This is a genomic window from Massilia oculi, from assembly GCF_017582745.1.
In the GTDB taxonomy this organism is placed as follows: domain Bacteria; phylum Pseudomonadota; class Gammaproteobacteria; order Burkholderiales; family Burkholderiaceae_D; genus Telluria; species Telluria oculi_A.
In genome coordinates, this window is record NZ_JAFVIM010000008.1 from 55,809 (window position 1) to 69,133 (window position 13,325).

A 13,325-nucleotide genomic window follows, 5' to 3' on the forward strand; every position below is an offset into this window, starting at 1 on the left:
TTTCTATAATGATGACGTCTTTACATGCCATCACCATGGAGTCTTCGTGTCCTTCCTGATCGTCCTGGCCGCGCTGGCCTTCCTCATGTTCGCCGCCTACCGCGGCTACAGCGTCATCCTGTTCGCGCCGGTCGCCGCGCTCGGCGCCGTGCTGCTCACCGACCCGGCGCAGGTCGCCCCGGTTTTCTCCGGCATCTTCATGGAAAAGATGGTCGGCTTCGTCAAGCTGTACTTCCCGGTGTTCATGCTCGGCGCGGTGTTCGGCAAGGTGATCGAACTGTCGGGCTTTTCCGAGTCCATCGTGGCGGCTGCGATCCGCTACATCGGCGCGGCGCGCGCCAATGCCGTCATCGTCGCCGTGTGCGCCTTGCTCACCTACGGCGGCGTGTCGCTGTTCGTGGTGGTGTTCGCGGTCTATCCGTTCGCGGCCGAACTCTATCGGAGAAGCGAGATCCCCAAGCGCCTGCTGCCGGGGGCGATCGCGCTGGGCGCCTTCTCGTTCACGATGGATGCCTTGCCAGGGACGCCTCAGATCCAGAACATCATCCCGACCACCTTCTTCCAGACCACCTCGTGGGCCGCGCCGGTGCTGGGCACCACGGGCGCGATCTTCATCCTGGCGGTCGGCCTGACCTACCTCGAATGGCGGCGCCGTGCGGCCGCCGGCAAGGGGGAGGGCTACGGCACATCGCTGGTCAACGAGCCGGAACGGGTGGACACGGGCGCCGGCGGCTTGCCGCATCCGCTGCTGGCGGTGGCGCCGCTGCTGCTGGTCGGCGTGGCCAACTTCGTCTTCACCCGCATGATTCCGGTCTGGTACGGCGGCGACAGCCACACGGTGCCGCCCGAGATCCTGCCCGGGATCGCGACGCCGGTGACCACCACCATCAAGACCGTGACCGCGATCTGGGCGGTGCAGGCGGCGCTGCTGCTGGGGATCCTGTTCGTGATCGCGACCGCATTCGGGCGCGTGGCCGGGCGTTTCGCCGACGGCAGCAAGGCGGCGGTGGGCGGCGCGCTGCTGGCGGCGATGAACACGGCGTCGGAGTATGGTTTCGGTGGCGTGATCGCTGCGCTGCCGGGCTTCCTGGTGGTGAGCGATGCGCTGCGCAGCATCCCGAACCCGCTGGTGAACGCGGCAGTCTCGGTCAGCTCGCTGGCAGGCATCACCGGCTCGGCCTCGGGCGGCATGAGCATCGCGCTGGCTGCGATGTCCGACGTCTTCATCCGCGGCGCCGAAAGCGCGGGGATTTCGCTGGAGGTGATGCACCGCGTGGTGGCGATGGCGAGCGGCGGCATGGATACGCTACCGCACAATGGCGCCGTGATCACCCTGCTGGCCGTCACCGGGCTGACCCACCGCGAAGCCTACCGCGACATCTTCGCCGTCACCCTGATCAAGACGGCGGCGGTGTTTGTTGTCATCGGCGTATATTACCTGACTGGCCTGGTGTGACAATCCGTGGTTTTTTTGCACTGGTTCCGGCAAAATCAGCAAGGCGCGTGCGTCGTATTGACCCAAGAAAGGGCCGCACGACTACAATGAGTTCCGCAATGGTTTCCGTGTAGCACTATTTATCCAGGATGGAACATGAAATCGGTACAACAAGAAGTCGACGAACGCAGCAATCTGACCGGCACCAATAAATTCGAATTGCTGTTGTTCCGCCTGGGCGGTGACGAGCAGGGCAACCATAACGAGCTGTTCGGCATCAACGTCTTCAAGATCCGCGAGATCGTGGCCATGCCCGAGATCACGGCGGTAGCCGGCGCGCCCCAGCACGTGCTGGGCGTGGTGAACCTGCGCGGCCAGATCATCCAGGTGCTCGACCTGCCGGGCATCACCGGCGTCAAGCCCAAGACCGGCCTGAACATCATGCTGGTGACCGAGTTCGCGCGAACCACCCAGGCCTTCGCCGTCGAGAGCGTGGAAGAGATCGTGCGCCTGGACTGGAGCCAGGTGATGACCGCCGAGCACAGCGCCGGCAGCGGCATGGTGACCAGCATCGCGCGCCTGCCCGAGCAGGACGGCCAGCCGGCGCGCCTGGCCCAGGTGCTGGACGTCGAAACCATCCTGCGCAACCTGAACCCGACCCATGAGCGCGAAAACATGGTGCAGGCAGTGGGCGCCAAGATCGCGATCAAGCCGGGCGCCGTGATCCTGGCGGCGGACGACTCGGTGGTGGCGCGCTCGCTGATCGAGCAGGGCCTGGACGCGATGGGCCTGCCTTACATCATGACCAAAAGCGGCAAGGAAGCCTGGGACCAGCTGGGCACGATCGCCGCCGCGGCCGAAGCCGAAGGCCGCACCGTCTACGACCGCGTGGCCATGGTGCTGACCGACCTCGAGATGCCCGAGATGGACGGCTTTACGCTCACCCGCAACATCAAGTCGAGCAATCGCTTCGGCAACCTGCCGGTCGTGATCCACTCTTCGCTGTCCGGCAGCACCAACGAAGAACACGTCAAGAACGTGCGCGCCGACGCCTACGTCGCCAAGTTCTCGGCCGAGGACCTGTCGCGCACCCTGCGCAAGGTGCTGGGCGGCTGACCACCCCCGGGGGGATCACACGCTAGTTGCCGCAATGTTATGATGCGGCGGTGATCCCCGACCTCTCTCAATTACTGATCCTCGATAGCCTCCTGCGCGAGGGCAGCCTTACCCGCACCGCCGAACTGCTCGGCATGACCCAGCCCACCGTCAGCCGCGCGCTGGCGAAACTGCGGCGTCACTTCGGCGACCCACTGTTCGTGCGCTCGGGCCAGCGCATGCAGCCCACCGCGCGCGCCCTCGAGCTGGCCGGCCCGGTGGCGGCGGTGCTGGACGCCGCGCGCCAGCTCGAAGGCGGCCCGGCTGCGTTCGATCCGCTCAGCGCCACCCGTTCCTTCGGCCTCTACATGGTCGACGGCGCGGTGGTGAACATCCTGCCGCAGCTGCTGGACGGACTGGCGAAGCTGGAAAACGGCGCCGCCGGGCTGCAGCTGCGCAGCGTGCACATCGATCCCGGCTCGCTCGAGGCCCAGCTCGAGCGCGGCCACATCGACCTGGCCATCGGGCGCTTTCCGCACCTGCTCAACAATATCCGCCAGCGCAAGCTGTGGGACGACGAATACGCCTGCCTGATGCGGCGCGGCCATCCCTGGGCCGGGCAGCTGGACCGCGAGGCATGGCTGACCCACCGCCATGTGCTGATCGAGATGGAACACACCAGCCATCACAACGTGGCCGTGACCCGCAAGCTCGAGACGCTGCTGGAACCCACGCGCATCCTGTGCCATGTGCCGAGTTTTACCTCGGCCGCCCACATCGCGCTGCATACCGACGCCATCGCCACCATCCCGCTGCGCCTGGCGCGGCCGCTGGCGCGCGACCTCGGCCTGGCGCTGGCGCCCATGCCGGTCGAACTGCCGCCGCTGCAGCTGGCGCTGTACTGGCACGAGCGCAGCCATCGCGACCCTGCCAACCGCTGGCTGCGCGAATTCGTGCTGACGACCTTGACCAATACGCTGGGCGCGGAGACCGGTTATGCCGAATCTGCATAGTTCCCATGCCGCTTCTGGCATGGCCTAAATAACTCACAGCAACTATGCTTCGGCTATTCCTGTATTTTTGCCGAGGCGCTTCATGCTTCCATCTCTTCCCGCGCCAGGCCGGTTATCGACCCGCCTGGCGCTTGTTTCTGCGATGCTCCTTCTTGGTGGCTGCGTGTCGATGGGCGCGCAGCCGCAATTGGCCCGCCTGAACGGGGACGCGGCCCAGAATTCATCGCGCGCTATTGGGTCGTTGGCGACCGAGAGCGCCGCCTGGCCGGCGCAGGATTGGTGGCGCGTCTATGGCGATCCCCAGCTCGACCGGCTGGTGGACGGGGCACGCGACGCCAGCCCGACGATCGCCGGCGCGCTCGCGCGGGTGCGCCAGGCGGCGGCCCTCGAAGGCATGGCCGCAGCCAGCCTGGCGCCTCAGGCCAATGCGTCGGTGCGCTCCGCGCGCCAGCGCTACAGCGAGAACGGCAGCGTGCCCAAGCCGCTGGCCGGGAGCTGGCAATGGGTCAACGACGCCAGCGTCAACCTGGGCTATGAACTCGATTTCTGGGGCAAGAACGCAGCGAGCGTGACCGCCGCCGCCGGCCGCGTCAATGCGCGCGAGGCCGAAGCCCAGGCCGCGCGCCTGGCCGTGTCGACCACCGTCGTGCAGGCCTACCTGCGCCTGGATCACCTGTACGCCCAGCGCGACCTGGCCGAGCGCGAGCTGCGCCAGAGAAGCCGCATCCTCGAGCTGGTGCAGCAGCGCGTCTCCGCCCAGCTCGACAGCCAGGCGGAGCTGAAGCAGGCCGAGATCGGCGTGCCGGCCGCGCGCGGCCAGATCGCGGCGCTGGACGAGGCGATCGCGCTGACGCGCGGCCAGATCGCGGCCCTGGGCGGCCAGGGCCAGGACGCGGCCGAGGCGATCGCCCGTCCGCAGCTGCGCCTGGAGCATCCGGCGGCTGCGCCGGCCGACGTGCCGGCCGCGCTGCTGGGCCGGCGGCCGGAACTGGTGGCGCTGCGCTGGCAGGTCGAAGCGGCCAGTGGAGAGATCGACGTCGCGAAGGCGCAGTTCTATCCAACCGTGAACCTGAGCGTGTCCGGCGGCCTGGCCAGCCTGGGCTTCGACCGCCTGCTACAGGGCGGCAGCCGCAGCTTTGCCGCCGGCCCGCTGGTGACGCTGCCGCTGCTCGACGGCGGACGCCTGCGCAGCAACCTCGCGGCGCGCAATGCCGAGTTCGACGTCGCGGTCGAGAACTACAACGCCGCCGTGATCGAGGCGCTGCGCGACGTGACGGCGCAACTGACGTCGCTGCGCTGGCTGGGCGAGCGGGTGCGCGAGCAGGACCAGGCCCTGGCGGCCGCCGAGCAAGCCTATGACCTGGCCGAGCAGCGCTACCGCGCGGGCCTCGGCAACTTCGTGCAGGTGCTGATCGCCGAGACCCAGGTCGTGGCCCAGCGCCGCGCCCAGGCCGACCTGGATGCCCGAGCCTATGAACTGGACGTGAACCTGGTGCGCGCGCTGGGTGGCGGCTACCAGGCCGCAGCCGCGCATTGAACAATCGAGAGAACCCTATGGACACCAAGAATACGAACAACGCTCCCCAGGGCCGCCGCAAGATTGCGATCGGCCTGACCGCCGCCGTGCTGGCCGCCGCCGGCGGCATCGCCTGGTCTTCGCCCGAGGTGCTGGGCATCGGCTGGAACAGCCAGCACACCGAAGACGCCTACGTCGAGGGCAACCTGGTGCAGGTGACGCCGCAGGTGGGCGGCACCGTGACCCGCATCGCGGCCGACAACACCGATTTCGTGCGGCCCGGCGAGGTGCTGGTGCAACTGAACGAAGTCGACGCGCGCCTGGCCCAGGACCGCGCCGAGGCGGCGCTGGCCAAGTCGGCGCGCCAGGTGCGGGCCCAGTTCGCCGGCGTCGAGCAGCTGCGCGCCACGGTCGCCCAGCGCGAGGCGGATCTGGGCAAGGCCAACAGCGACCTGGAACGCCGGCGCAAGCTGGCCGACACCGGCGCCGTCTCGGGCGAGGACATCCGCCACGCCGAGGATGCGGTGGCCGCCGCCCGCGCGGCGCTCACGGCCGCGCGCCAGCAGGTCGGCTCGGCGCTGGCGATGGTCGACGGCACCACGGTCGAAAGCCACCCCGACGTGCTGGCCGCGATCGCCCAGCTGCGCGACGCCTCGCTGGGCCTGGCGCGCACCACGCTGGCCGCGCCTGTGGGCGGCATCGTGGCCCGCCGCAACGTCCAGATCGGCCAGCGCGTGGCGCAGGGCACGCCCCTGATGGCGATCGTGCCGCTGGACCAGATGTGGGTTACCGCCAACCTGAAGGAAACCCAGCTCAGGGACGTGCGCATCGGCCAGCCGGTGGCGGTGACGGCCGACGTGTACGGCAAGGACGTCGTCTTCCATGGCCGCGTGGTCGGCCAGGAAGCCGGCACCGGCAGCGCCTTCGCCGCCGTCCCGGCCCAGAACGCGACCGGCAACTGGATCAAGGTGGTGCAGCGGGTGCCGGTGCGCATCGCGCTCGACCCGGCGGACCTGGCGCGCCATCCGCTGCGCCTGGGCCTGTCGATGAAGGTGGCGATCGACACCAGCAGCAAGCAGGGCCTGAGCCTGATGCAGGCCGGCGCCGTGCGCCAGCAATACAAGACCGTCGTGTTCGAGACCGAGTCGCATGGCGCCGAGGAGGCGATCCGGCGCGCGCTCGGCCACCCGGGCGCGGTGGCGTCGCGTTGATGGAAAGGGCAGGCGATGAACGCCCCCACTAGTGTGACCATTCCGCGTCCGGCCCTGCTGGCCGCGATCTTCGTCTTCAACTTCATCGAGTTCCTCTCGACCGGGATGACGGTGTTCGCGGCGCCGGCGATCATGGGCCACGTCGGCGCTTCGCCCGAGGAATACGCGACCGTGTCGGCGCTGTACGCGGCGGTGGCGGTGCTGTCGATCTCGCAGCTGACGGTGCTGGTGCAGCGCCTCGGCTGGCGCAACTACCTGCTCGGAGGCGTGGTGTTCTACATGATCGGCGCCTGGATCTGCGCGGGCAGCGGCAGCGTCGCGGCCTTCGCCGGTGGACGCCTGTTGATGGCGATGGGCGGCGGCGTGTTCATGACGGCCTCGCGCATGATGGTGAACCTGATCCCGCCGTCACCCCAGCGCCTGCAGGGCATCGCGGCATTCGGCAGCGCGCTGTCGCTCGGCCTGGCGCTCGGCCCCCTGGCCGCGGCCAAGTTCGTCGGGCACGAAGCGTGGGGCGGCATGTTCCTGCTGCTGGCGGCGCTGGCCGCGATCGGCGCCGGGATCGCGGCGCGCTGGCTGCCTCTCGGCGCCGACACGCTGGACGGCACCCCGACGCGTCTCCATGTGCCGGATGCGATCCTGCTCGGCGGCGGCGCCGCGATCACGCTGTACGCCCTGCAGCACCTGACTTACGACTGGCACGGCGGCGAGCGCGCCGCGCTGCTCGGCCACCTGGCGCTGGGCCTCGCCTTGCTGCTGGCCTTCGGCCTGCTCAAGGGGCGCCGGCGCGAACCCTTCCTGCACCTGAACATCCTGGCCAGTGCGCGCTACCGCCTGGGCCTGCTCATCTTCGCGGTCTGCTACGCGTTGCTCGGCATGGTCAATACCCTGTTGCCGCAAGCGGTACAGAAGGGCCTGGGCATGGGACTGGAACAGGCGGGCGTGCTGCAGGGCGTGGGCCTGCTGTCGACCTTCGTCGTGTTCACCGTGATGCTGCAGATGGTCAAGCGCAATCCGCATCCGACGAAGTTCTTCGTGACCGGCTTCCTGATGCTGGCGGCGCTGGGCTGGCGCTTCGCGACCCTCGATCCGCGCGCCGATGCCTGGGACACGGTGATGCTGTGGCTTGGCCTGTTCGGCGGCTTCCTGACGCTCGGCATGGCGACCGCCGCGATCCATTCGTTCAAGGACCTGCAGGCCGACAACGTGGTCTTCGCGCACGCCCAGCAACTCAAGAACATGCTCGGCCAGGTCGGCCTGGCGCTGGGCGTCGGCGTGACCAATATCGCGCTGCAGGAGCGCACGGCGCTGCATGTCTCGCGCCTGGGCGAGCACGCGCAGCCAATGGCCGATCACCGGGGCGAGCTCTTGCGCCAGGCGGGATTCCTGGCCGGCCAGGATCTGTTCTGGATCGTGATGTGGGTCGGCCTGGTGGGCGCCGTGCTGCTTGGCTTGCAAAAGCGACTGCAGTAGAGGGCGCTAACGTGCGCTGCGGTAAGCTGGCGATCCGTGATCAGGCGCGCCGGCGGCGCATCGCCAGTGCGCCCAACCCGGCCAGCATCAACAGGCCGGTCGCCGGCTCCGGCACTGCGGCGCCAGCGCTGCCCAGCGTCACCTGCAACGGCGCACTGACGTAGTCGAACATCGCCTCGTCGTAGTGGTAAAGGTAGAGACTGAGCGTGGCATCGACGAAACGGTTGTAACCATCCGGCACGCGGCCATCCTTGAAGGCGCCGCTGTCTGCCGGCGTCATGCGCAAAATGAGCGACAGGGTGTGCTCGCCGTCGAGGTACATGCCGCTCATGGCAATCAGCTCATCGAAATTCCCTTGCATATCGGCGCTGGTGGAGTGGAAGACCTGGACCTCTCCGGCACTCCAGGACGTGGCCGCGGCGTCGAACGCGGAGCCCGCCTGGAGCTGGAAGGATTGCGCCTGGTACTGCGCAAAACCCGGATTGCCGGTTTCCTGGTAGAGCGGAACGGCACGATTGTCGAAGCTGAAGCTGCCCGAGAACAGGCCGCCAGCCTGGATCAGGTCGCGGAAAATCGGTTCGGCCGATGGCGTGCTGCCGAACGAAAAGCGCGACGGCTCACTGAAGTTGCCGGTAAACGAATAGGTGAGCTGCGAGGCATTGGCCAGCGTGGCGGCGAAGGTCAGGACCAGTGCGAGGACGATGTTCATTGTTATAGTGTTTTAAAAGAAAGACAACACTATAGGCGGCGTATTTATCCTTGGTCAACTTTATTTTGATGATCATCCTCGGCGCATAGAACACCCGGAAAAGAAGCCGCCCGGGACCGGTCTGCAGAGCAGCGCCGGGCGGCGTCATGTTACCGAACTGGTCTGGTAGCTGATCAGTCTTCCAGAAACGCCTCGTCGCGCTTCTTGCGCAGCGACGGCAGCAGCACGGCGATCCAGGGCTTTGCCGGCCTGGCCGTTGCGGGCCATCTGGTAGCCATCCAACGCAGTCACGTCCGACGGCGATTCACCCGCTTGCTGGCGGCCTTCGGCTGGCCAACGTCGACCTGCTGCGGGCCAGGACCTGTTCTGGATCGTCATGTGAGCGGGCCTGCCCGGAGCCGCGCCGCTGGCGATGCAGCGCAGGTTCGAACAAGGCTCAGCCGTGCGCCCCAGTGCAAAACGATCGTTTTACACTGCGGTCATGAACCGGACCCTCACGCTCGGCGTCACCGGCTTCGGCCTGATCGCGGTCTGCTACGGCTTCGCGCGCTTCGCCTTCGGCCTGTTCCTGCCGGCGATCGCAGACGATTTCGAACTCTCGTCAACCCTGGCCGGAATCATCTCGGCCGGCTCCTTCCTCGGCTTCTGCCTGGCGATCGTGCTGGCGGCATGGCTGACCGAGCGGGTCGGCCCGCGCCGCGTGGCCGTCGCCGCGGGAGCGGCTGGCGCCGCCGGCATGGTCGGGATCGCCGCCAGCGCGTCGCCAGCCTGGCTCGCCGCCTTCGTGATCCTGGCCGGGTCTAGCACCGGGCTCGCCTCGCCGGCGCTGGCGGCGGCCGTGACCTCGATGGTGCCTGCGGCGCGCCAGGATGCGACCAATACCTTCATCAATGCTGGCACCAGCGCCGGCGTCGCGCTGTCCGGCGCCGTCGCGGCGCTGATGGGCGCGGAGTGGCGGCTGGCCTTCGCCGGCTTTGCCGGCGCGGCCATCCTGATGGCCCTGGCCACGCTGAAGGTGCTGGCCGGCGCGGCGGCGCAGCCGGCCGTACGCGCGGCAGCGCTACTCCCACTGTCGCCCGACCTCGTGCGACTGGCCGCGGCCGCGGGCTTGAGCGGGGCGGCGAGCACGGTGGTCTGGAGTTTCGGCGCCGACCTGCTGGCCGCCAATCTCGACTGGCGCGGCGGCCAGGTCGGCATGCTGTGGACCGTCATGGGGTGTGCGGGTGTGGTAGGCGCCACGGCGGGTTCCCTGATTGCCCGCTTCGGCATGCGCGTCGTGCATCTGGTCTTCCACATCGCGTTGGCATTGGCGATCGCCGCCGTCGGGCTGGGCGGTGCGCCGCCGTGGCTGGTGTTCACGGGCGGCGGCCTGTTCGGCGCCGCCTACCTGATGCTGACAGGCGTCTATCTGGTGTGGGGCATTGTGGCGCTGCCCGACCGCCCGGCGACCGGGGTAACCGTGGGCTTCCTGGCGCTCGCGGTGGGTCAGACCCTGGGAGCGATGGCGTTCGGATTCGTGATGGACCGCGTTTCGGCGAACGCTGCGGTGGCATCGTTCGCGACCCTGGCCCTCGTCGCCGGCTCGATGCGCCGCCGCGCCGACTGAGCAAAAAAAACGCCGGCCTGTGAGGGCCGGCGCCGGGCAGTGCTTGCGCACCCGTCCGATCAGTCTTCCTGGAACGCCTCGTCGCGCTTCTTGCGCAGCGACGGCAGCAGCACGACGATCATCGCCGCCGCGGCCAGGCCCAGCATCACGCCCGAGATCGGACGCTCGATGAACACCATCGGGTCGCTGCGCGACAGCAGCAGGGCGCGGCGCAGGTACTCCTCCATCATCGGGCCGATGATGAAGCCGAGCAGCATCGGCGCCGGCTCAAGTTCCAGCTTGGCGCACAGGTAGCCGAGCAGGCCGAACAGCGCCATCAGGTAGACGTCGAACTGGCTGTTGTTCAGGCTGAACACGCCGATCGCGCAGAACAACAGGATTGCCGGATACAGCATCTGGTACGGGACCATGATCATGCGCACCCAGATGCCGATCATCGGCAGGTTCAGCACGACCAGGAACAGGTTACCGATCCACATCGAGACGATCAGGCCCCAGAACAGGCCTGGCTGCTCGGTCATCACGGCCGGACCCGGCTGGATGCCCTGGATGATCATCGCGCCGATCATCAGCGCCATCACCGGGTTCGACGGAATGCCGAGGGTCAGCATCGGGATGAAGGAGGTCTGGGCGCCGGCGTTGTTGGCCGATTCCGGCGCTGCCACGCCTTCGATCGCGCCCTTGCCGAACTGGGCTGCATTCTTGGAGACTTTCTTCTCCAGCGAGTACGAGGCGAACGATGCCAGCATGGCGCCGCCGCCCGGCAGGATGCCGAGGATCGAGCCGAGGCCGGTGCCGCGGATGACGGGCCAGAAGATGCGCTTGAAGTCGTCCTTGTTGAGCATCAGGCCTTTCACCTTCTTCATCACCAGGTCGCGCGACTCGTCGTGCTCCAGGTTGCGGATGATTTCGCCGATGCCGAACATGCCCATCGCGACGATCACGAAGTTGATGCCGTCGGCGAGTTCAGGCAGGTCGAAGGTATAGCGCGCCGAGCCCGAATTGACGTCGGTGCCGACCACGCCCAGCAGCAGGCCGAGCAGCACCATGCCGATCGCCTTGAGCAGCGAGCCGCTGGCCAGGACCACCGAGGCGACCAGGCCGAGCACCATCAGCGAGAAGTATTCGGCCGGGCCGAATTCGAGCGCCATGTCGGCCAGCGGCGGCGCGGCCACGGCCAGCAGGATGGTGGCGATGCTGCCGGCGATGAAGGAACCTATGGCGGCGGTCGCCAGCGCCTTGCCGGCCTGGCCGTTGCGGGCCATCTGGTAGCCGTCGAGGGCGGTCACCACCGAGGAAGACTCACCGGGCAGATTGACCAGGATCGCGGTGGTCGAGCCGCCGTATTGGGCGCCGTAGTAGATACCGGCCAGCATGATCAGGGCCGATTCCGGCGGCAGGCCGAAGGTGGCCGGCAGCAGCATGGCGATGGTGGCGATCGGACCGAGGCCCGGCAGCACGCCGACCGCGGTGCCGACGAAGACGCCGACCAGGCAGTAGAACAGGTTCTGGAGGGTGAAGGCCGTTTCGAGGCCGAGTGCGAGATTGCTGAAGAGTTCCATATTTTTTTAATTCCCACCGAACCAGGGGCCGAAGATAGGCATCGGCAAGCCGAGCAGCTTGACGAACAGGCCGACCGCGAACAGCGTTGCGCCGATCGCCAGCGCGATCGACTTGGCCAGGTTGAATTTCTGGCCGGCGTAGCTGCTGATCAGGATCAGCAGGATAGTGGCCGGGACCAGGCCCGCGTCGCGCATCAGGAAGCCGAACAGCAGCACGGCGACCAGCACCAGCGCCAGCTCCTTCCAGTACAGGCGGCCGATCGGCTCGCCCTGGCGAAAGAAGGAGCGCACCAGCGAGGCGGCCCCGACCAGCGACAGCAGTCCGCCGAGCACGGAGGGGAAGTAGGCCGGGCCCATGCGTCCGGCCGTGCCCATTTCATAGTCCTGGCCGATGACGATGGCGCTCAGGCCGAAGAAGAGAAAGACGATGCCACTCCAAAAATCCTTTGGGTGGCGTATGAATGCTGGCACGTGATGGTCCCCTTTTTTTGATGCAAACGCGGTGTTACGGATGCAGTGGTTCGAAGTTTCAGCTACGGTACGACAGGTACAACGGGTACGACAGATACGACGACACGTACCGTCCCGGCGAGGCCGGGACGGTACGCGATCTCAATTACTCATGCTCAGTCGGCGAAAGCGCCGGCCTTCTTGATGATCGGACCCCACAGGTCGATCTGCTGCTTGAGGTGGGTGCGCAGGGCTTCCGGCGTGGCCTGGTTGGTCGGCACCGGCTCGGTGCCCAGGTCGTTGAAGCGCTTGATCACGTTCGGATCGCGCAGCGAGGCGCGCAGGGCGTTGGCCAGCGCGTCCACGACCGGCTTCGGCGTGCCCTTCGGCGCGTACAGGCCGTGCCAGACGCCGACTTCGAAGCCCGGCAGGGCGCCCGACGCCAGGGTCGGCAGGTTCGGCAGCGACGGCACGACGGTCTTGGTGGTCACGCCATAGGCCTTGATCTTGCCGCTCTTGATCTGGCTGGTGGTGTTGGTGGTCTGGTCGCACATGAAGTCCACCTGGCCGCCCAGCAGGTCGTTCATCGCCGGGCCGGTGCCTTTGTAGGGCACGGTGGTCAGCTCGACGCCCATCGCGGTCTGCAGCAGCATGCCGCACAGGTGCGAGGCCGAACCCAGGCCGGCGTGGGCGTAGGTGACCTTGTCCTTGTTGGCCTTGACGTAGGTGATCAGCTCTTTCATGTCCTTGGCCGGGAAGTTGCCGCGGGCGACGACGGTCATCGGCACGTCGGTGATCAGGCCGATCGGCTCGAAGCTGTCGATCGCGTTGTACGGCAGCTTGCGGTACAGGGCGGGAGCGGTCGACTGGCCGATGTGGTGCAGGAACAGGGTGTAGCCGTCGGGAGCGGCCTTGGCCGCGCGCGCCGCACCGATCGTGCCGCCGGCGCCGCCGACGTTCTCGATGATGATCTGCTGCTTGAGGGTGTTGCCCATCGACTGCGCCACCAGGCGCGCGACCGTATCGGTCGGGCCGCCGGCCGCGAACGGCACGATCATGGTGATGGTCTTGGTGGGGTAGTTCTGGGCCTGGGCCAGGCCGCTGCCGAAAGCGGTCAGGCACGCGACAGCGCACAGCATCTTGAGCTTCATGTTTGTCGTCCTCGTCTATCTCGTTCTTGGTATGGGGTCGGCGGCCCGCACCTTTGTGGTGCGTTGCTGCGCTCTAGCGTTGTCTTACGCAGCTAGGGTTGTAC

The 13,325-nt window shown here is 67.6% G+C and carries 11 protein-coding genes; 7 read left to right on the forward strand and 4 right to left on the reverse strand.

What is annotated here, in order from left to right:
• Nucleotides 1-46 precede the first annotated feature (46 nt).
• The 6 genes from J3U95_RS11430 (at nucleotide 47) to J3U95_RS11455 (ending at nucleotide 7,743) form a co-directional block, all read left to right on the forward strand.
• Nucleotides 47-1,456, forward strand: a complete 1,410-nt coding sequence (locus J3U95_RS11430; protein ID WP_208278720.1) for a GntP family permease — start codon at nucleotides 47-49, stop codon at nucleotides 1,454-1,456.
• A 135-nt stretch (nucleotides 1,457-1,591) separates the two neighbouring features.
• Entirely contained in the window at nucleotides 1,592-2,551 is a 960-nt protein-coding gene (locus J3U95_RS11435; protein WP_208278721.1) for a chemotaxis protein, read from the forward strand.
• A 50-nt stretch (nucleotides 2,552-2,601) separates the two neighbouring features.
• Nucleotides 2,602-3,543: a LysR family transcriptional regulator gene (locus J3U95_RS11440; RefSeq protein WP_208278722.1), complete on the forward strand. Its 942-nt coding sequence runs from the start codon at nucleotides 2,602-2,604 to the stop codon at nucleotides 3,541-3,543.
• Between the two features lie 82 nt (nucleotides 3,544-3,625).
• The gene (locus J3U95_RS11445; protein ID WP_208278723.1) at nucleotides 3,626-5,080 is read left to right on the forward strand and encodes an efflux transporter outer membrane subunit; all 1,455 of its coding nucleotides are present in this window, start codon (nucleotides 3,626-3,628) and stop codon (nucleotides 5,078-5,080) included.
• 17 nt (nucleotides 5,081-5,097) lie between these two features.
• Entirely contained in the window at nucleotides 5,098-6,270 is a 1,173-nt protein-coding gene (locus J3U95_RS11450) for an HlyD family secretion protein (protein WP_208278724.1), read from the forward strand.
• A gap of 15 nt (nucleotides 6,271-6,285) precedes the next feature.
• Nucleotides 6,286-7,743 (forward strand): MFS transporter, encoded by a 1,458-nt coding sequence (locus tag J3U95_RS11455; RefSeq protein ID WP_208278725.1) that lies wholly within the window; start codon nucleotides 6,286-6,288, stop codon nucleotides 7,741-7,743.
• Nucleotides 7,744-7,783: 40 nt separating this feature from the next.
• Here J3U95_RS11455 and J3U95_RS11460 read toward each other — a convergent pair whose 3' ends face one another.
• Entirely contained in the window at nucleotides 7,784-8,452 is a 669-nt protein-coding gene (locus J3U95_RS11460; RefSeq protein ID WP_208278726.1) for a PEP-CTERM sorting domain-containing protein, read from the reverse strand.
• A 481-nt stretch (nucleotides 8,453-8,933) separates the two neighbouring features.
• Here J3U95_RS11460 and J3U95_RS11465 point away from each other — a divergent pair, with 481 nt between their 5' ends.
• Nucleotides 8,934-10,058: an MFS transporter gene (locus J3U95_RS11465; protein WP_208278727.1), complete on the forward strand. Its 1,125-nt coding sequence runs from the start codon at nucleotides 8,934-8,936 to the stop codon at nucleotides 10,056-10,058.
• Between the two features lie 59 nt (nucleotides 10,059-10,117).
• On the opposite strand, the gene J3U95_RS11470 is transcribed toward J3U95_RS11465, so the two are convergent.
• The 3 genes from J3U95_RS11470 to J3U95_RS11480 form a co-directional block, all read right to left on the reverse strand.
• Entirely contained in the window at nucleotides 10,118-11,620 is a 1,503-nt protein-coding gene (locus tag J3U95_RS11470) for a tripartite tricarboxylate transporter permease (protein WP_208278728.1), read from the reverse strand.
• A 6-nt stretch (nucleotides 11,621-11,626) separates the two neighbouring features.
• Nucleotides 11,627-12,091, reverse strand: coding sequence for a tripartite tricarboxylate transporter TctB family protein (locus J3U95_RS11475; RefSeq protein WP_208278729.1), 465 nt, complete (start codon nucleotides 12,089-12,091; stop codon nucleotides 11,627-11,629).
• A 155-nt stretch (nucleotides 12,092-12,246) separates the two neighbouring features.
• Nucleotides 12,247-13,221, reverse strand: coding sequence for a tripartite tricarboxylate transporter substrate binding protein BugD (locus J3U95_RS11480; protein ID WP_208278730.1), 975 nt, complete (start codon nucleotides 13,219-13,221; stop codon nucleotides 12,247-12,249).
• Nucleotides 13,222-13,325: the final 104 nt, after the last annotated feature.

Bases quoted from the DNA above. Each gene is read 5' to 3' on its own strand.
- J3U95_RS11455 (WP_208278725.1), top strand. From the start codon at position 6,286: ATGAACGCCCCCACTAGTGTGACCATTCCGCGTCCGGCCCTGCTGGCC.
- J3U95_RS11445 (WP_208278723.1), top strand. From the start codon at position 3,626: ATGCTTCCATCTCTTCCCGCGCCAGGCCGGTTATCGACCCGCCTGGCG.
- J3U95_RS11480 (WP_208278730.1), bottom strand. From the start codon at position 13,221: ATGAAGCTCAAGATGCTGTGCGCTGTCGCGTGCCTGACCGCTTTCGGC.
- J3U95_RS11465 (WP_208278727.1), top strand. From the start codon at position 8,934: ATGAACCGGACCCTCACGCTCGGCGTCACCGGCTTCGGCCTGATCGCG.
- J3U95_RS11460 (WP_208278726.1), bottom strand. From the start codon at position 8,452: ATGAACATCGTCCTCGCACTGGTCCTGACCTTCGCCGCCACGCTGGCC.
- J3U95_RS11470 (WP_208278728.1), bottom strand. From the start codon at position 11,620: ATGGAACTCTTCAGCAATCTCGCACTCGGCCTCGAAACGGCCTTCACC.
- J3U95_RS11450 (WP_208278724.1), top strand. From the start codon at position 5,098: ATGGACACCAAGAATACGAACAACGCTCCCCAGGGCCGCCGCAAGATT.
- J3U95_RS11435 (WP_208278721.1), top strand. From the start codon at position 1,592: ATGAAATCGGTACAACAAGAAGTCGACGAACGCAGCAATCTGACCGGC.